The sequence below is a fragment of the Aeromonas sp. 602658 genome (genome assembly GCF_049173005.1).
GTDB classification, from domain to species: domain Bacteria; phylum Pseudomonadota; class Gammaproteobacteria; order Enterobacterales; family Aeromonadaceae; genus Aeromonas; species Aeromonas veronii_A.
The window spans coordinates 48185-66042 of record NZ_JAAKRF010000015.1; the positions used below are offsets into that span (position 1 = coordinate 48185).

The window sequence follows — 17858 nt, forward strand, 5'->3', positions numbered from 1 at the left end:
CCAGTCTATGCCTCTCTTTGTGCGGACGGCAACCGGATCATCCCCGCAGGACCTCCCAGGCCCAGCGGATACGGATAAAGGTCTCGGCATTACCACCCCGATCCGGATGGTGCTGCAATGCCAGCTCCCGCCAGCGGCGGCGGATCGCCTCCTGACTCGCCCCCTCATTCAACCCCAACAGGGCCAGCGCCTCGGCTTTGTGCCCCTCACCGTCATAAGCGCGCCAGAAGCGGTTGAGCAGGGCTTCAACTTCGGCACGGTCGGTCTGCCAGAACACCTGCCAGTCGAGATAGTAGCTACGCAGATTTTCGCCAAGGGCAAAGCCGTGGTTGGCCTCCTGATTCCCGGCCAGCGGTTCGAGCCGGATATCCAGGGTGCTGATTACCAGCCACCATCCCTCTTGCCAGAGCTCGGCCTGCAACTGGTAGAGGGCGTTCATGATCAGGAAGTTGACCCGAAACAGCTGTAGTTGCTCATCGTCAGCCAGTACCGGAATTGCCCCCTGCTGGCGCAGGGAGGCCATTAGCTCGTGCACCTTGTAGCTGCCCGCCGCCTGTTGCAATAGCACCAGCAGAGGGGCGATCAGCGGATTATTGTTGGCTTCGCTCATTCGGCGCCCTGTTCTCTGGGCGGTTGCAGGGCGATCAGCAGCTCACCCGCCTGCGGGGTGACGGGGCCGGTAACGATCTGGGGCTTGCCCTTGCCATCCATGATGAACAGCGGGATGGCGCCGGGATTGGCGGTCTGATACTGGGCCCAGTCGAACGCCTCGCTCAGGCGGGTCGCCTTGATCTGGCCACCCCGGCTCAGCAGGCCGCTCAGCCTGGCATAGTTGATATCGGGCCCAAACAGGTTCTGGCGAGCGCGGAAGGTGGCGCTCTCCCGGTTCGCCTTGCCGTGCTGCTCGCTGGAGCGCAGGGAGTAGACCTGCTCCTCGCCATAGAGGTGGGCGAAGTGCAGCACCCCGAGGGCGTTGTTGTGGCGGTTGGGGGAGAGGGCCAGCACGGTACTGATGCTGGTGAGCGGCAGGTGCAGCTCGGCATGTTCCGACTGGGGGTTGCCGAAGTAGCAGGGGAGGTTGCTCATCCGTGCCTGTTTGCAGAACTCCCAGGCGGGATCGCAGAGCTGTACCGGCACCCCCTGATCCGCCAGCGCCTTGCCGATGGCCCTAGCCACCGAGTTGGCCCCTATGATGAGCCAGGTATTGGGGGCGCTCTGGCGCATCTTGAGCAGGCTGGCCAGCGGCGCCGAGGTGAGGCTCTGCAGCACCACGGTGGAGATGATCACCGCAAATACCAGCGGCACCAGCTTGTCGGCATCGGGGATCTCGGCCTGATGCAGGCTGATAGCGAACGAGGCGCTGACCGCCGCCGCGACTATGCCACGTGGGGCGATCCAGCTCAGCAGGGCGCGAGCCCGCCAGGAGAGATCCGAGCCCCAGGTCGAGACCAGAATACAGAGCGGACGCGCCACGAATTGCACCACGCAGAGCAGCGCCAGCACCATGGGGCCGAGTTGCCAGAGCTGGGCCAGATCGAGGCGCGCCGCCAGCAGGATAAACAGGCTGGAGATAAGGATGACCGCGAGATCCTCCTTGAACGCCAGCACCTCCTCTAGGTCCAGCCCCTCCTGATTGGCGAGCCAGATACCGAACACGGTCACCGCCAGCAGGCCGGACTCGTGGCTCAGCCAGTTGGAGAGGCTGAAGGTGACCAGCACCAGCGCCAGCACGCCGAACTTGTGCAGGCTGACCGGTAGCCAGTCCTTGCGAATGAGCAGGGTGGTGAGCCAGCCCGCCGCCACCCCGATCAGGGAACCGACCAGCACTGTCTTGCCCAGCGCCAGCAGGGTATGGCTGATGAGATCCCCCTGACTGCCGAGGCGTACCGCCTCGAACACCAGCACTGCAAACAGGGCGCCGATAGGGTCGATGACGATCCCCTCCCAGCGCAGGATGCGGTCCACCTCCCGGGTGGGGCGGATCACGTTGAGCATGGGGGCGATCACCGTCGGGCCCGTTACCACCAGTACCGCGCCGAGCATGGTGGCGACCCGCCAGTCCAGCCCCAGCAGGAAGTAACCGGCGCTGCCGATGACGGCGAAGCTGACCAGCATGCCGGTGGAGCAGAGATTGCGCACCACCTTGCCGATCCCCTTGAGCTCGGCCAGATGGAGGGTTAGCGCCCCCTCGAACAGGATGATGGCCACCGACAGGGAGACCAGCGGAAACAGCAGCTCCCCGAGCAGGGCATCGGGGTCGAGCAGGCCGCTGACCGGGCCCAGAGTCAGGCCGGTGAGCAGCAGAAACAGGATGGCGGGCACCCGCAGCGACCAAGCAAGCCATTGGGCCAGCACGGAGACCAGGGCGATCCCGGCCAGAGAGAGGGCAATCATGCAGACCTCGATTCAGGCAATGAGTATGGAGCTAGTGTAGTGGCTAAGTTGGTCAGATTGACACCTGAAGGAGCGTGCATCATGGCCGGGATGGGGAGATGTGCGACAGTCGGCGTCATGGTGGCTGGCTGTGGTGTGAAGGGTGCCAGCCAGACGCCAACCGTGGTGACGGGTTGGCCTTGGGGCCGGATTAGATGGGGCTCTCCTTGTGGAGCTCGCCGACACAGTCGGCCAGCGCCAGTACCAGTGCGGAGCGCACCATCTGATCGAGCCGGTTGAGCTGCATCTGGTAGAAGGCCCAATCCTCTTCGCTGGCGGGGGGCTCCAGCTTCATCATGCCGCCTTGATTGACCCCGTGCAGGCGGTCGAGCAGATCGCGGATCGGCTTGTCGCTGAAGCGGTAATCCTTGGGGTCGCGCACCAGAAAGTCGCGGATCTTGATATAGGCTTCGATATCCTGATAGCGCTCGAGTGAGATGAGGCCGAGGGCGAAGATGAGCTTGAGGCGCACCTCCAGCTGGCCGAGGGGGCCGCTCTGGTTGAGCAGGGGTTCGATGGCGTATTTGACGGCATACTCCTCCTGACGAAACGCGCGTCGCATCAGGGAGTCGACCGCCTCTTCCAGGATGGTCACGGCTTCGAGAAAGAAGCCGCGGGGGCCATCCTGCTCGTTCAGTCGTTCCAGTACTTCATCTTCCTGGTGTGTGGTCATAGGTGCATTGGGTCCAGCTGACAGGGAGAGAGTCAGCCTCTCTCCCGGTTTTTATCATATGGGGCACATTCCCTTGCCATTCAAGCGCTTGGCGCGCTATCAGTGGTGGCTGAATGCGCCGCAAGCAGGGTCATTACAGGGTTTCGTAACGGGCGACGATGGCGCGAACCACCTCGCTCTCTTCATCCAGTCCGGTGACGCGGGCCAGCGCTTTGGCCGGGCCCAGCTCCGCCAGCAGGGCTTGCAGCTCCACCGCCTGCGGGTCATCGGCATTGCGATAGTGGAGCGCAGCGGCGATCCCCTCCTGCAGTTGCTCGTTTGGCAGGCCGTACTCCAGGGTGCCCAGCAGCGGCTTCACCAGTCGATCTCCCGCCGCCAGCTTGCGCAGTGGCTGACGACCGACCCGGTCAATCTCGTCCACCAGATAGGGGTTGGCGAAGCGGGCCAGGATCTTCTCGATGTAGGCGGCGTGCAGGCGCGGGTCGAAGCCGTAGCGTTTCACCAGCACGGCACCGCTCTCTTCCATGGCGCGGCGTACCTTGCTGCGGATCACCGGATCCTCGATCGCCTCGCGCACTGTGCGGTAGCCCCGCAGCTTGCCGAGATAGGCGGTGACGATGTGGCCAGTGTTGAGGGTGAACAGCTTGCGCTCGACGAAGGCCATCAGGTTGTCGGTGGGCTCCATGCCCGCCACCTGTGGCAGCTCCCCCTTGAACTGGGTCTGGTCGACGATCCACTCGCTGAAGCTCTCGACCGTCACTTCCAGCGGGTCATCGTTGGCAGCCGCGGCGGGCGGCACGATGCGATCCACCGCCGAGTCGACGAAGCCGATACAGGATTCGAGCGTGGCATGATACGCGACCGGCAGGTACTTGAGTACCTCCCGCTTGAGGTGGCTGGTGCCGCGCACCATGTTTTCGCAGGCGATCACGTTGAGTGGTGTCAGGTTGCCGGCATCGAAGCGAGCTTGCAGCCCCTTGGCCAGGGTGCTGGCAATCTTGTCCAGAATGTTGGGGCCCACTGCCGTGGTGACCAGATCGGCAGTGATGATACGGGCGATCACCTCGTGACCGGCGGAACTGACCGCTGCCACGTTGCGCACCACGTCCAGTTTCTGATCCGCCCCTACCACATGAACCTTGTACTCCTGACGGTGGTTGAGCTGGTCGATCAGGATGTCGTTGACGTCGGCGAAGGTGACCTGATGGCTGGCATCTGCCAGCACTTTACCGATAAAGCCGCGACCGATGTTACCAGCACCAAAATGTAATGTTTTCATGATATTAACCTCTTGAACCAAAGACGATGAAAGATGATTACGCAGCCTGTTCGGCACCCAGCAGATCCAGGAAGGCCTGGGGATCCGTGGTGCTGGCCAGCCGGTCGATGAGACCGGGTTCATCCAGTGCATTGGTCAGGCGGGTTATCACCTGCATGTGTTCGTCGTTGCGGGCGGCGATGCCGATCACCAGCCGCGCTACCTCATCGGCAGCCTCGCCAAAGGCGACCCCGGCCGGGTACTGGCAGATGACGATGCCGGTACGCTTCACAAACTCCTTGGCGGCGATGGTGCCGTGGGGCACGGCGATGGATTCGCCGAGGTAGGTGGAGACCAGCTGTTCACGCTCCAGCATGGCGTTGACGTAGTCGGGCGCCACGTAACCGCGCTCTGCCAGCAGTCGGCCTGCGGTCAGGATGGCGGCCTCCTTGTTGTCCGCTTTCAGTCCCAGATGCACGTCATGATGGCTCAGGGTAAAGACTTCGGCTGCCTGCGGCTCGTAGCTGTCGTCGTTGGCGGCCACCAGCAATTGTGGGTTGGCGACGTCATCGTTGGCGGCGCGGCTCAGGCTCTGTACCAGCTCCTGATAGAGGCCGTTGTCGAGGAAGTTGGTGAGCGAAATATGGTGAGCGTTCGGCGCATGGCGACGGGCCCGCTCGGTCAGATCCTTGTGGGTGATGACCCAGTCCACCTGATCGTCGAGCTGATCGATGGCGCGGTTGGTAACGCTGATATCGAGCCCGGCGGCCTGCACCCGCTTGCGCAGCATGCCGGCGCCCATGGCGCTGGAGCCCATGCCCGCATCGCAGGCGACCACAATATTGCGCACCGCCATCAGTTCGCCGCCCGGCTTCTTGGCCGCTGCGGTTTCAGGCTTGCCGCCCTTCATGGCTTTCATCTTGCGAGTGGCTTCACCGAGGGCATCGGCCTCGTCGGCTTCCGGCTGCTGGGCGCGGACGAACACGGCGGCGACCAGGAAAGAGACCAGAGTAGCGCTGATGATGGAGAGGGCGACCCCGATCAGGGAGGCTTTCGGCGTCATCAACAACACGGCGAAGATGGAACCCGGTGAGGCAGGGGAGACCAGACCAGCATTGAACAGGGTCAGGGTAAAGACCCCGGTCATGCCGCCGGCGATCACCGCCAGAATGAGGCGCGGGTTCATCAGCACATACGGGAAGTAGATCTCGTGGATGCCGCCGAAGAAGTGAATGATGGAGGCACCTGCAGCGGACTGCTTGGCGGCGCCGCGGCCGAACACCATGTAGGCCAGCAGCACGCCCATGCCCGGGCCCGGGTTCGCTTCAATCAGGAAGAAGATGGAGCTGCCGTGCTCGGTCGCCTGCTGGATCCCCAGCGGCGAGAAGATGCCGTGGTTGATGGCGTTGTTGAGGAACAGGATCTTGGCCGGTTCGACAAAGATGGAGGTGAGCGGCAGCATGTGGTTATCCACCAGGAAGCCGACGCCACCGGCCAGCACGCCGGAGAGCACCTTGACGAAGGGGCCGATCACGAAGAAGGCGAGGATCGCCAGCAGCATGCCGATAAGGCCAGCGGAGAAGTTGTTGACCAGCATCTCGAAGCCGCTCTTGACGCGACCGTCCATCGCCTTGTCGAAGCGCTTGATGGCCCAGCCACCGAGCGGGCCGACCATCATGGCACCCATAAACATCGGGATGTCGGTCCCCACGATGACACCCATGGTGGTGATGGCACCGACCACGCCGCCACGATCACCGCCCATCAGCTTGCCGCCGGTGTAGCCAATCAGCAGCGGCAGCAGGTAGGTGATCATGGGGCCGACCAGCTTGGCCAAGGTTTCATTGGGCAGCCAGCCGGTGGGGATAAAGAGGGCGGTAATAAAGCCCCAGGCGATAAAGGCGCCTATGTTGGGCATGACCATATTGGACAGGAAGCGTCCAAAATTCTGTATCTTGACTTTGGTATCCGGTGATAACATGTCGGGACCCCGTTTTAAGCCTGTTTGATTAATAGTGGTAGTCGGGATGGCCGGTTTTGCCGAACCGCCATCCCTGTCGTCTAAGCAACTTCAATCTACCAGCTTGTGATCAAATTAGGCTGAAAACGGGGTGTCTTGTGATCCACCTCTCAGATACCCCATCACACCCCCTCTCCAACCAGTGATGAAGATCACATTCGCTCGCTGTAATTCGGCTACATTTCGATCTTTTCTATTTTTAATGACCATTTCTTGTGATCCAAATCACTAAATCAGCTTTGCCGTGCTTTTGCATAAAGGTGATTTACTTCACAAATTCAGTTTTTGTATTCGAATGGGACAAATCACTCAATAACTCATCAGCGGGTAGTGACGATGGATCTATCGAAATTTCTCTCTACTAGCCAATGAATCAATAGATTTGTAACCCGCTTTCAGTTTTTACGGTCGGTGATTGGGTCTCTTTTGAGGTCGGTTGATGGGAATGGGCGCCAACATGCAGGATGTTATCGAGCGGCAGATGTTCGGGGTGCTTGCTTGCCGCGCAGGGCAGACAGCAGATAAAAACAAACCGCCAGCAGGCGGTTTGTCGGTTTTGGTGATCTGGCCCCAGTCGGGGGCTGCGGCTTAGTAGAAGCCGGCATCCTCGGAGGAGGGGCGGGTCTTGAAGCGGCGATGGAGCCACATGTACTGCTCCGGCGCCTTGCGCACCGCAGCTTCAATCTCGCGGTTGGCGCGGGCGGCATCAATCATGTCATCTCCGCTCGGGTAGTCGGCGAGCGGCGCCCCGATATGCAGGGTGTAACCCTCGCTGGTACGGATGTTGTAGCAGGGCAGGGTGACGGTGTTTTTAACCCGAGCCAGGGTGGCGGTGCCGGTGATGGTGGCCGCCTGCTCTACCGCGAAGTAGGGCACGAACACGCTGGCGTGGCTGCCGTAGTCGTGATCCGGTGCATACCAGAGGGCGTCGCCGTTGCGCAGCGCCTTGATCATCCCCTTCACATCCATCCGGTCCACCAGATATTTGTTGGAGGCGCAGCGACCGTGGTACTGGGCATACTCCAGCACCGGGTTGGTGTTGGGGCGATAGACGCCGACCCCGGGGCGCACCAGCCCGAAACAGCGGGCGTTGAGTTCCAGCGTTAGGAAGTGGCAGGAGAGCAGCAGCATGCCCTGACCTTTTTCCATGGCAGCGATGACATGCTCTTCCCCTTCCACCTTCATCAGGTTGCGCATCCGCCAGTCTGGCCAGAACCAGGCGATCCCCACCTCGAACACGGCACAGCCCACGCTCTCGAAGTTTGCCTTGAGCAGTTTCTCCCGCTCATCCCGGGTCAGCTCGGGCATCGCCAGCTCCAGATTGCGACGGGCAATCTTCACCCGGGACTTCAATATCCTGGCGGCGAGGCGACCGAGCTGACGGCCCAGCCACATCTGGCTGCGCCACGGCAGCAGGGTCAGCAGCCAGAGCAGGCCGAGGCCGAACCAGCTGGCCCAGTAACGGGGATGAAACAGGCGGGGCTCGAGGCGGGGAGCGTTGTCGTGGGCCATGGCTAATCTCTTATTCGCAAACACAATCGGGGGATTCTAGCCGAAAAGGGGGGGCGGGGGCGAATGGCTATGTGCTGGTCAGAGGGGCTGATTGTGGTTCACTGGTGTTACGGGAATCCTAACTATCGGTTTCCTTTAAATGGAAACCGCAGGTTTGCTTTTTCTCCCTCAAATAAAAGAGTGTGATAAAATCGGCGACTGATTTTTCAGGTTTTGAGAGTCGATACAGATGAAGATCACCCTGCCCGAGTTTGAAAAAGCCCGCGTTCTGGTCGTTGGCGATGTCATGTTGGACCGTTACTGGCATGGCCCCACCGGCCGGATCTCCCCCGAGGCGCCGGTGCCCGTGGTCAAGGTTGAACACATTGAGGAGCGCCCGGGTGGCGCGGCCAACGTGGCCCTCAACTCCGCCGCCCTTGGCGCTCACGCTGTGCTGCTTGGCCTGACCGGTCAGGACGAGGCAGCCGATGCCTTGGCTGGCCAGATGGCTGGCGTCAAGGTGGCCTGTGATTTCGTTCGTCTGGCCGACTTCCCGACTATCACCAAGCTGCGGGTGCTGTCCCGCAACCAGCAGCTGCTGCGTCTGGACTTTGAAGAGCCCTTCCACTCCGTCGATGCCACCCTGCTGATGAGCAAGGTCGAGCAGGCGCTGCCGAATAGCGACGTGATGATCCTCTCCGACTACGGCAAGGGTGCTCTCAACGACGTGCCCGGCATGATCCAGCGCGCCCGAGCCGCCGGTATTCCGGTGCTGGTCGACCCCAAGGGTACCGACTTCGAGAAGTACCGCGGCGCCACCCTGCTGACCCCCAACATGTCCGAATTCGAAGCCGTGGTGGGCAAGGTGAAGAGCGAAGAGGAGCTGGTCGCCAAGGGGCTGGATCTGGTCAAACGCTTCGAGCTGGATGCTCTGCTGGTCACCCGTTCCGAGAACGGCATGACCCTGATCCGCGAAGGTCAGCCGGAGCTGCATCTGCCGGCTCAGGCTCACGAGGTTTATGATGTGACCGGTGCCGGTGATACCGTCATCTCCACTCTGGCTACCTCGCTGGCGGCAGGCAAGAGCCTGGACGAAGCCTGTGCGCTGGCCAATACCGCAGCCGGTATCGTGGTCGGCAAGCTGGGTACCTCTACCGTCAGCCCGGTCGAGTTGGCCAATGCCCTCTACACCGAGCAGGAGACCGGCTTCGGCGTCATGTCCGAAGCCCAGCTGAAAGTGGCGGTTCGTGCCGCCCGTCTGCGCGGCGAGAAGGTAGTGATGACCAACGGTTGCTTCGACATCCTGCATGCCGGCCATGTCTCCTATCTGGCCAACGCCGGCAAGCTGGGGGATCGCCTGATCGTGGCGGTCAACACCGACGAGTCGGTTCGCCGTCTGAAAGGGCCGGGTCGTCCGGTCAACCCGACCGAGCGCCGTATGGCCGTACTGGCTGCGCTGGGCGCGGTGGACTGGGTTGTGCCCTTCTCCGAGGATACCCCGCAGCGCCTGATCGCCGAGATCCTGCCGGATCTGCTGGTCAAGGGCGGCGACTACAAGCCGGAAGATATCGCCGGTTACGCCGAAGTGACTGCCAACGGCGGTGAGGTGCGCGTCCTCAACTTCGAGGATGGCTGCTCCACCACCGACATCATCAAGACGATCCGCGAGCGCGGCTAACGTTCTGCTAGCCCCGCAATCTGGCGGGGCTCACTATCGGCGGTAGCAAACCGGCAGAAATACGGATAACAAAAAGGCGACCTTGCGGTCGCCTTTTTCATGTCCGATAGCGGCTATCAGCCTTTGGCTTTTGCCGTGGCAGGCATCAGACCCTGGTTCACTTCCACCAGATCCTGCGCTTCCAGAATACCGGCAGCCTGTTTCAGGCTCAGGATATTGAGAATGTAGTTGTAACGGGCTTCGGAGAGCTTCTGCTTGGCCTCGTACAGCTTGCGAGTAGAGTCCAGCACGTCGACGATGGTACGGGTACCCACTTCGTAACCGGCTTCGGTTGCCTTCAGGGCGCTGTCGGCGGAGACCACAGACTGGCTGTAGGCGCGAACCGAGCCGATGCTGGCGTTCACGTTGTTGTAGGAGGAGCGCACTGTGCTCTGCACCGAGCGGAAGTTCTTCTCCAGCAGTTCACTGGCCGCAACGTAGTTGTATTGAGCCTGTTTTACCTTGGAGCTGGTGGCGCCACCACTGTAGATGGGCAGCTTGAAGGTCAGACCGATATTGGCCTGATTGTCATTGCCGCCGCTCTGAATACTATCCAGCTTGTAATCGGTATTGCTGGTTTGCAGTCCGGCCCCCAGATCCAGAGTCGGCTCATGGCCGGTTTTGGCCAGATCGATCTGCTCCTTGGCAATGTCCTTGCTGATGCGGGCACTGTGCAGTTGCAGGTTCTTGTCCAGCGCCAGCTCCAGCCACTTGTCGGAGCCGAAGGCGGTCTTCTGCGGGCTGAAACGATCGGTGTTCAGCACGTCCAGATTGCGGTGATCGATACCGGTCAGCTCGCGCAGGGTCTCGTAGCTGTTGTCCAGCGAGTTTTCGGCATTGATCTCGTCAGCCAGCGCCTGGTCGCGGGAGGCTTCAGCTTCATGGACGTCGGTGATGGCGGTCAGGCCCACTTCGAAACGCTGCTGGGTTTGCTCCAGTTGGCGCTCTACTGCAACCTTGTTGGCACGGACGAACTCCAGGGTATCCATCGCCTTGAGCACATCAAAGTAGGCTTTGGCGGTGCGCACCATCAGGTTCTGGATTTCGAGGTTGTAGGCGACATCAGACTGGGTGGCCTGCTTCTCGCTGATATCCAGATTGACCCAGTTACTGCGACGATAGAGGGATTGCGACAGCGTCACCTCACCCTTGGCGTTGGTATTGCTCTGGGTGTCGTTCTTGTTTTGCAGATAATTGAGCCCGGCACCCAGATCGATCTGGGGCAGCAGAGGGGCTCGGGATTCGTTGATCTTCTCGAAGGCTTGGTCGCGAACGGCTTTGGACTGCAGCAACTGCGGGTCTTTCAGCTGGGCTTGTTGATAGATATCGAGCAGGTTTTCGGCGTGGGCACCGGCACTGACGCCCAGCAACACCATGACTGACAAAAGTGTTCTTTTCATAGATCGTTTTAACCTTATGTAGTAACCCAAACTGGTTGCTGGAGAGGCAAATATTGTCACCGACCAAGCTTGATTGCAGCTTAATCACTCTACTATAAGCAAAATTTAATGCTAAGAGTCTCAGGTCCGGTGACGGGAACGTCAAGAACCGGACGCAGTTTTCTCCCCGCGCGCCTAGCCAAATGGTCTGTGGCTGCTAAAATCCACCCCTCATTACCATGGCACGCCGAGTGAATGAACGTTCATTCATGTTCCTCGGATTTTATGGTCAAACTGATACAAGTCAAGCTGACGGGAGCCCCGGATGTCGCAGCAACCCTTGCCGCAAGATCGGCATTACGCCGCCGATGATGTGAAAATCATTGAAAAATCAGCTGGATATAACGGCTTCTTCAAGGTGAATGTCTATCGTCTGCAGCATCGGTTATTTGCGGGCGGCTGGAACCAGCCCATCGTGCGCGAGCTGTTCGAGCGGGGCCATGCTGCCGCGCTGCTGCCCTATGATCCAGTACGCGACCAGATCGTGCTGGTGGAGCAGTTCCGTATCGGCGCCATGGAGACCAGCCCGACCCCCTGGCTGCTGGAGCTGGTGGCCGGCATCATCGACGAAGGGGAGACCGCCGAGGCGGTGGTGCGTCGCGAAGCGGTAGAAGAGGCCGGGATCGAGGTTGCCCGCTGCGAGCATGCCATCAGCTATCTGGTGAGCCCGGGCGGCAGCACCGAGCGGATCGAGGTCTTTGTGGGCGAGGTGGATGCCAGCAAGGCCGAGGGGCTGCACGGTCTGGCTGATGAAGGCGAGGATATCCGGGTGCACGTGGTGAGCCGCGAACAGGCCTACGCCTGGCTCAAAGAGGGACGCATCGACAATGCGGCCTCGGTCATCGCCCTGCAGTGGCTGGCCCTCAACCATGGCGAGCTGCGTGCCCGCTGGCTGGCAGATCGCTGAGGTGGCGCTGACCCTGCAACAGAGCAGGCGCTATGTGCCTGATCTGATGTCCTTGCAGCGTACCTGCGAGGTCAATTACATGGCGTTGATGAAACTGCTGCCGCCTGATGGGGAAGTCGGGGCCGAGCGCCGCTATCGGGTCGGCAACGATCTGCAGTTCCAGCTCACCATCATTGGCGAGAGTCGCTTCACCAATCAGGTGATCCTGAGCCAGCACAACCCCGAATTGCCCGAATATTTACAAGCCCAGATAGAGATTCGTTTGTATCATGATGTGCGGATGGCGGAAGTGTGTGCAGCGCAACAGATTTCCCGTTTGCAACCACGTTATGATTATCCCAATAAAAAGATGCACCAGCGGGACGAAAAGGAGCAGGTAAATCTGTTTCTGGCCGAATGGCTAAAATTTTGTCTCAGACATGGTACCAGCCCGATCAATATCTCCAGTTGAACAAATAAAAAGAAGCGTGATTTTGGAAACAGAGCTCCCCCAGGCGCAGGACGGCAGTGTGCGCCTGTTGCAAATTACCGACACCCACCTCTTCGCGAGTGCCGAAGGGCGGCTGTTGGCTGTGCGCACCGCAGAGAGTCTGGCCGCCGTGCTGGAACAGGTGCAGGCCAATGAACACCCCTACGAGGTGATTCTGGCGACCGGCGATCTGTCGCAGGATCACAGTCCGGAATCCTATCAGCGTTTCGCCTCCATGATGGCGCCCCTGGGCCGCCCCATCTACTGGCTACCCGGCAATCACGATGACAGCCCGCTGATGACCGAATATCTCCATGCCGCCGGGATCAGTGAATCCAAGCAGCTGGTGGGCGAGCACTGGCAGGTGATCCTGCTCGACACCCAGGTGCGCGGCAAACCCCACGGCATGATTGGCGATCACCAGCTGGCTGCCCTCGACCGCGCCCTGCGCCAATATCCTGATCGCCACGCCCTTATCACCCTGCACCATCAGGCGGTGCCGGTGGGCTGCGCCTGGCTGGATCAGCATAATCTCAAGAATGCCGACGACCTGTTCGCCGTGCTGGCTCGTCATCCGCAGCAGAAGACCATCCTGTTCGGCCACGTTCATCAGGAGTTTGACGAGGTGCACCGCGGGGTGCGGCTGATTGCCAGCCCATCGACTTGCATTCAGTTCAAACCGCTATCCGACGGCTTCGCGCTGGATGAATCCGGCCCGGGCTGGCGCTATCTGACCCTCTATCCGGATGGGCGGGTGGCCAGCGAGGTGTGGCGCCTGCCGGTGGGGCAGTTTGTGCCCGACCCCAACGCCACCGGTTATTGAGGAGAGCATTGCATGAAGTCGGTTCTCCTTTATCTGCACGGTTTCAACTCCTCACCGGGCTCCGCCAAGGCGCAGCAGATGGCTGCCTGGGTGGCCGCCAACCGGCCCGACATCGAGGTGATCATTCCGGCCCAGCCCAATACGCCAGCGGCGGCCTGGGCGGCTATCGAGCAGACCATCGCCGATCTGCAGGGGCGTTATGGTAGTGAATTCAAGCTCGGCGCCGTGGGCAGCTCCCTCGGCGGCTTTATGGCGACCCGAGTGAGCGAGCAGTACGGCTGCCGCGCCGCGCTGATCAATCCGGCGGTGCGCCCGCACGAGCTGCTCTGTGACTACCTCGGCCCCCAAACCAATCCCTATACGGGTGAGCAGTACGAACTGCTGCCTGAACATATGGACGAGCTGCGGGCACTGGCGGTACCGGTGACGGTGCCGGAGCGACTCTGGATCCTGCAACAGCAGGGGGATGAGGTGCTCGACTATCGCAAGGCGCTGGATGAGTACCGCTTTGCCCGCCTCTCGCTGGAATGCGGCGGCAACCACGCCTTTGTGGCGTTCGAGCGTTACCCCGCCCAGATTATCCGTTTCCTCGGGCTTTAATCATGCGACCGCCGTTGGCCGCCTTTCTGGAACAGGTACTGGCCACGGCGCAAGCGGGCCTCACCTACTCCAAAGACCCCTTCGATATCGGCCGTTTCGAAGCGCTGCGAGCGGCTACAGTGACCCTTATCGCCAGTCAGAGCGAGCTGGCGCCGGAAGCCATCAGCGACTGGATTGCCCTCGACAGCGGTTATCCCACCCCCAAGCTCGATGTGCGGGCCTTCATTCAGAACGATGCGGGCCATATCCTGCTGGTACAGGAGCGCAGCGACGACTGCTGGACTCTGCCCGGTGGCTGGTGCGATATCGGTGACTCGCCGGCGGATGCTGTGGTGCGTGAAGTGGTGGAGGAGACCGGCCTTGAGTGCCGTGCAGTGCAATTGCTGGCCCTGTTCGACAAGCTAAAACACCCTCATCCGCTCCAGCTGCCCCATGCGCACAAGGCTTTCTTTCTGTGCGAGGTGACCGGCGGCCAGCTGCTGGGCGAAACCGATGAAACCAAAGGGGCGGGGTACTTCCCCATCGACAACTTGCCCCCGCTCTCCTGCCATCGGGTGGTGGCCTCCCAGTTGCGCACCCTCCATGAGCACTTGCTGCAGGGGCGGCGCGATACCCTGTTTGATTGACATCTGAGGAAGTGAACCCGTTCGAGCTGGGGGAGGTGCCGACGCGCGATGGCGTGCACCATCCAGCGGATCGACAGGTCTGAACAAAAGGGGCTCATATGTTCCTGTTGCACCCAGCGGGGCAGTGTTAATCTTTAGCGGCCTGTTTACTTTGCCTCGCCCGGGGCAGGGAATGGCCGAACTCTTCTGAACTTCACTGCCAACAGGGAGCACGTTTGTGACAACTCCTTCTGCGCTGCCGGATCTGGTACTGGGCGCCTCTCTCTACTTTCCGCCGCTGTTCAAGGCGGTGCTGCTCGGCCTGCTCTGCTGGCTGCCGGTGCACCATCTGCTGCGTGACTGGCTCTATGGTGGGGATGTCTGGCACCCTTTGTTGATGGATCTCTCCCTCTTTATCCTCGCCGTCAGCGGCGCTCTATGGATGCTGTTACATGGCTAAATCACCTCTCGCGACCCTCAAATACTTCTCCACCCTGCTGGTCTGCGCGCTGGCGCTGGCGGCGGGCTGGTGGCTGTGGAACTACTACATGCAGGGGCCCTGGACCCGGGATGGCAAGGTGCGCGCCGAGCTGGTCAGCATTACCCCCGAGGTGTCGGGCAAGATCATCAAGATCGCGGTGAAGGACAACCAGCTGGTGAAGGCGGGGGAGGAGATCTTTACGCTCGACCCCGAGCCCTACCGGATCGCCCTCGATAATGCCCGGGCGGCGCTGGCCAAGGCGAAATCGGATCTCGACAAGGCCGAGCACGAGGCGAACCGCCGTAGCGGCCTGTCGCGCAGCGTCATCTCAGCCGAGACGATGGACGAAGCGCGCCTCAATGCCCAGGCGATGCAGGCGGCCTATCAGGTGGCACAGGCCAATCTGGAGAAGGCGGAGTGGTCGCTGGCCAAGACCCGGGTGCATGCCGCGAGCGATGGCTACATCACCAACCTGCAGACCCGGGTCGGCAACTATGCCAGCGCCGGCGTGCCGCTGGTGGCGCTGGTGGATACTCACTCCTTCTATGTACAGGGTTACTTTGAAGAGACCAAGCTTGGCCACATAGCACCGGGCAAACCGGCCGAAGTGGTGCTCTACAGTGGTGAGCAGCGGTTGCGTGGCGAGGTGGAGAGCATAGGGCGCGCCATCCACGATCAGAGCGTCGATGGCGGCAACGGCCTGCTGATCGACGTCAAACCCAACGTGCCCTGGGTGCGGTTGGCCCAGCGGGTGCCGGTGCGGATCAAGCTGCTGGATGTGCCGGCGGACATGACGCTGATCGCCGGCACCACCTGCACCATCACCATTGGCGAGTAGGGTGAGCGAGTCATTCTGGCTGCGTACCCCCTGGGGGAAGGCGACAGGGGGGCAGTGGCGCTATGCCCTGCGCAATGCGCTGGCCATGTGCCTGTCGCTCTGGCTGGCCTTCGTGCTGCAGCTCGACTCCCCCTACTGGGCGATGAGCTCGGCCGCGGTGGTGAGTTTTCCCACTGTGGGCGGGGTGATCAGCAAGAGTCTGGGGCGGGTGGTTGGCAGCCTGATGGGGGCGATGGCTGCGGTGGTGATCACCGGTCTTGGCATCAGCGATCCCTGGCTGTTCAGCTTTCTCATCGCCCTCTGGCTGGGCTTGTGCACCTACATATCCAACCACTATCAGAACAACGTCTCCTACGCCTTCGCCCTCGGCGGTTACACTGCCGCCATCATCGCCTTCTCCTGCGTCAATGTGGCGGATCCCCACCATATCTTCGATATTGCCCAGGCGCGGGTGAGCGAGGTGATCATCGGCATCCTCTGCGGCGGTCTGATGATGATGATCCTGCCCAGCACCTCCGACAGCGAAACCCTGCTGGAATCCCTGCGCAAGAGCCAAGCCCGCCTGCTGGAGCATGCCCAGCTGCTCTGGCTGGGGGAGATGACGCACGAGGTACGCAGCTCCCACGAGGGGTTGATCGGCCAGATCCTCACCATGAACGTACTACGCATTCAGGCGGTCTGGAGCCATCACCGGCTGCGGCGCCAGAGCCGGCTGCTCAACTTCCTGCTCCATCGCCAGCTGCGCCTGATCAGCCTTATCTCCAGCCAGCGCCGCATGCTGCACAACTGGCCGGAACAACCGGAAGGCATTCAGGCGCTGCTCGCCACCCTGCTGGCCGAGCTTGGCAAGCCGGAGTGCGACAAGTATCGGGTCGCGAGGTTGCTGGCTCCCCTGATGCCGACCAGCGAGCATGATTACCGGCTGCGCACCTTTTTGCTGCGGCTGCGCCACTTCTGCTGGAGCTATCTGGAGTGCCAGCGCTGGCTCGACCGGTTGACCCGCTACGACGATCAGGAGTGGCCGGCGCCGCCCCGTCACACCTCCCTCACCAGCCATACCGACACGCTGGAGGCCGCCTACAACGGCGGGCGCACCTTCCTCTGCGTGCTGCTCGGTTGCACTTTCTGGATCAACAGTCAGTGGGATGCGGGCAGCTCGGCGCTCACCATGCTCTCCATCTGCTGCGTGCTCTACTCGGCGACCCCGGCGCCGGCTCAGGGGGCCAACACCATGCTCAGGGCGATCCTGCTGCTCAGCCTCATCTGCTTTACGGTCAAGTTTGGCCTGATGATCCGCATCGACGATTTCTGGATCTTCTGCCTCTTGCTCTTTCCGGCGCTGCTCACCATGCAGCTCTGCAAACAACAGCAGGTGCGGCAGGCGGGCCTCTGGGGCCAGATGATCGTGCTGCTCGGCTCGTTTCTCGCCATCACCAATCCGCCCAGCTACGACTATCAGCAGTTCATCAACAGCAGCCTTGCCCAGATGCTGGGGGTGATGAGCGCCGCGCTGGCGTTTCAGCTGCTGCGACCCAGCTCGGATCGGCGCAAGAGCCGCCGCCTCATCCGCTCCCTGCGCCGCCACTTCATGGAGCAACTGGAGCCCGCCCCGCGCCAGAGCGAGAGCCAGTTCGAGTCGCTCATCTACCACTGCATCAGCCAGCTCGGCCAGAGTCAGGATCAGACCGCCCGCCTCTGGGTATTGCGCTGGGGCGTGGTGCTGCTCAACTGCAGCCATATCGTCTGGCAGCTGCGCCAGTGGCGCGGTGACGAGCACCCCCTCTATCTGGTGCGCGACAACTGTATCCGCAGCCTGAAGGGGATCCTCACCGAGCAGGGGGTGCAGCACGCCTCCTTGGATCGCACGCTGGCCGAGCTGCAGCGGATCAGTCAGGGGCTGGCCAACCATGGCGATGGCACGGCGCGAGAGCTGGCAGGCATGGTGTGGCGGCTGCAAAGTTCGCTCTCCCAGCTGCAACAGGCGCTGCCGGGCCCCGCCGAGGGGAGCTGAAACAGCCTTGGGAGGGGCACAATCCCCTCCGGATCACCCTTTCCCGCAGCCAAGTTTGTCCAATACCCTCCCAACGAGTAAGATTCTCCCCAA

General features: G+C 61.4%; 16 protein-coding genes. 9 read left to right on the top strand and 7 right to left on the bottom strand.

The features are described 5' to 3' along the window. Positions 1-37 precede the first annotated feature (37 nt). The 6 genes from G5253_RS12420 to lpxL all read right to left on the bottom strand — a co-directional run bounded on the left by G5253_RS12420 (position 38) and on the right by lpxL (position 7896). A complete protein-coding gene (locus G5253_RS12420; protein ID WP_266135318.1) occupies positions 38-610 on the bottom strand; it encodes a DNA-J related domain-containing protein in 573 nt (190 codons plus the stop codon). Beyond that, positions 607-2394 (bottom strand): cation:proton antiporter, encoded by a 1788-nt coding sequence (locus G5253_RS12425; protein WP_136502365.1) that lies wholly within the window; start codon positions 2392-2394, stop codon positions 607-609. Before G5253_RS12425 ends, G5253_RS12420 begins: the two co-directional genes overlap by 4 nt. Before the next feature lie 190 nt (positions 2395-2584). Beyond that, on the bottom strand, positions 2585-3106 hold the full coding sequence (locus G5253_RS12430) for an MltR family transcriptional regulator (protein WP_005335907.1): 522 nt from the start codon (positions 3104-3106) through the stop codon (positions 2585-2587). Between the two features lie 133 nt (positions 3107-3239). Continuing rightward, positions 3240-4385 carry a mannitol-1-phosphate 5-dehydrogenase gene (locus G5253_RS12435; protein ID WP_266135319.1) on the bottom strand — a complete coding sequence of 382 codons (1146 nt, stop codon included), beginning with the start codon at positions 4383-4385 and terminating at the stop codon, positions 3240-3242. 37 nt (positions 4386-4422) lie between these two features. Next, positions 4423-6345 (bottom strand): PTS mannitol transporter subunit IICBA, encoded by a 1923-nt coding sequence (locus G5253_RS12440; RefSeq protein WP_266135320.1) that lies wholly within the window; start codon positions 6343-6345, stop codon positions 4423-4425. A 627-nt stretch (positions 6346-6972) separates the two neighbouring features. Further along, complete coding sequence (gene lpxL, locus G5253_RS12445; RefSeq protein WP_216952110.1) at positions 6973-7896, bottom strand: LpxL/LpxP family Kdo(2)-lipid IV(A) lauroyl/palmitoleoyl acyltransferase; 924 nt, start codon at positions 7894-7896, stop codon at positions 6973-6975. 229 nt (positions 7897-8125) lie between these two features. On the opposite strand from lpxL, the gene hldE reads away from it, so the two are divergent. Then, entirely contained in the window at positions 8126-9553 is a 1428-nt protein-coding gene (hldE, locus tag G5253_RS12450) for a bifunctional D-glycero-beta-D-manno-heptose-7-phosphate kinase/D-glycero-beta-D-manno-heptose 1-phosphate adenylyltransferase HldE (protein WP_043849643.1), read from the top strand. A gap of 116 nt (positions 9554-9669) precedes the next feature. Here hldE and tolC read toward each other — a convergent pair whose 3' ends face one another. Next, on the bottom strand, positions 9670-10992 hold the full coding sequence (gene tolC / locus G5253_RS12455) for an outer membrane channel protein TolC (RefSeq protein WP_266135321.1): 1323 nt from the start codon (positions 10990-10992) through the stop codon (positions 9670-9672). A gap of 304 nt (positions 10993-11296) precedes the next feature. Between tolC and nudF the strand changes: the two genes are divergently transcribed. From nudF to G5253_RS12495, 8 genes are all read left to right on the top strand, one after another. Beyond that, positions 11297-11938, top strand: coding sequence for an ADP-ribose diphosphatase (nudF, locus tag G5253_RS12460; RefSeq protein ID WP_005335901.1), 642 nt, complete (start codon positions 11297-11299; stop codon positions 11936-11938). Further along, complete coding sequence (locus tag G5253_RS12465; protein ID WP_234917221.1) at positions 11901-12389, top strand: DUF1249 domain-containing protein; 489 nt, start codon at positions 11901-11903, stop codon at positions 12387-12389. Before nudF ends, G5253_RS12465 begins: the two co-directional genes overlap by 38 nt. Before the next feature lie 22 nt (positions 12390-12411). Beyond that, positions 12412-13230 (top strand): 3',5'-cyclic-AMP phosphodiesterase, encoded by an 819-nt coding sequence (gene cpdA, locus G5253_RS12470; RefSeq protein ID WP_069526926.1) that lies wholly within the window; start codon positions 12412-12414, stop codon positions 13228-13230. Positions 13231-13242: 12 nt separating this feature from the next. Further along, entirely contained in the window at positions 13243-13830 is a 588-nt protein-coding gene (locus G5253_RS12475; protein ID WP_127006058.1) for a YqiA/YcfP family alpha/beta fold hydrolase, read from the top strand. Between the two features lie 2 nt (positions 13831-13832). Beyond that, positions 13833-14456, top strand: coding sequence for an NUDIX hydrolase (locus tag G5253_RS12480; protein ID WP_266135322.1), 624 nt, complete (start codon positions 13833-13835; stop codon positions 14454-14456). Positions 14457-14652: 196 nt separating this feature from the next. Continuing rightward, complete coding sequence (locus G5253_RS12485) at positions 14653-14895, top strand: DUF1656 domain-containing protein (RefSeq protein WP_033113020.1); 243 nt, start codon at positions 14653-14655, stop codon at positions 14893-14895. Beyond that, positions 14888-15754 (top strand): HlyD family secretion protein, encoded by an 867-nt coding sequence (locus G5253_RS12490; protein WP_266135323.1) that lies wholly within the window; start codon positions 14888-14890, stop codon positions 15752-15754. Before G5253_RS12485 ends, G5253_RS12490 begins: the two co-directional genes overlap by 8 nt. A gap of 1 nt (position 15755) precedes the next feature. Beyond that, positions 15756-17765 (top strand): FUSC family protein, encoded by a 2010-nt coding sequence (locus G5253_RS12495; protein ID WP_266135324.1) that lies wholly within the window; start codon positions 15756-15758, stop codon positions 17763-17765. The last annotated feature ends 93 nt before the right edge of the window (positions 17766-17858 follow it).

What these genes read in the sequence shown, in the direction of transcription:
- G5253_RS12420 (WP_266135318.1), bottom strand. Translation starts at nt 610, where the DNA reads ATGAGCGAAGCCAACAATAATCCGCTGATCGCCCCTCTGCTGGTGCTA.
- G5253_RS12425 (WP_136502365.1), bottom strand. Translation starts at nt 2,394, where the DNA reads ATGATTGCCCTCTCTCTGGCCGGGATCGCCCTGGTCTCCGTGCTGGCC.
- G5253_RS12430 (WP_005335907.1), bottom strand. Translation starts at nt 3,106, where the DNA reads ATGACCACACACCAGGAAGATGAAGTACTGGAACGACTGAACGAGCAG.
- G5253_RS12435 (WP_266135319.1), bottom strand. Translation starts at nt 4,385, where the DNA reads ATGAAAACATTACATTTTGGTGCTGGTAACATCGGTCGCGGCTTTATC.
- G5253_RS12440 (WP_266135320.1), bottom strand. Translation starts at nt 6,345, where the DNA reads ATGTTATCACCGGATACCAAAGTCAAGATACAGAATTTTGGACGCTTC.
- lpxL (WP_216952110.1), bottom strand. Translation starts at nt 7,896, where the DNA reads ATGGCCCACGACAACGCTCCCCGCCTCGAGCCCCGCCTGTTTCATCCC.
- hldE (WP_043849643.1), top strand. Translation starts at nt 8,126, where the DNA reads ATGAAGATCACCCTGCCCGAGTTTGAAAAAGCCCGCGTTCTGGTCGTT.
- tolC (WP_266135321.1), bottom strand. Translation starts at nt 10,992, where the DNA reads ATGAAAAGAACACTTTTGTCAGTCATGGTGTTGCTGGGCGTCAGTGCC.
- nudF (WP_005335901.1), top strand. Translation starts at nt 11,297, where the DNA reads ATGTCGCAGCAACCCTTGCCGCAAGATCGGCATTACGCCGCCGATGAT.
- G5253_RS12465 (WP_234917221.1), top strand. Translation starts at nt 11,901, where the DNA reads ATGGCGAGCTGCGTGCCCGCTGGCTGGCAGATCGCTGAGGTGGCGCTG.
- G5253_RS12475 (WP_127006058.1), top strand. Translation starts at nt 13,243, where the DNA reads ATGAAGTCGGTTCTCCTTTATCTGCACGGTTTCAACTCCTCACCGGGC.
- G5253_RS12480 (WP_266135322.1), top strand. Translation starts at nt 13,833, where the DNA reads ATGCGACCGCCGTTGGCCGCCTTTCTGGAACAGGTACTGGCCACGGCG.
- G5253_RS12490 (WP_266135323.1), top strand. Translation starts at nt 14,888, where the DNA reads ATGGCTAAATCACCTCTCGCGACCCTCAAATACTTCTCCACCCTGCTG.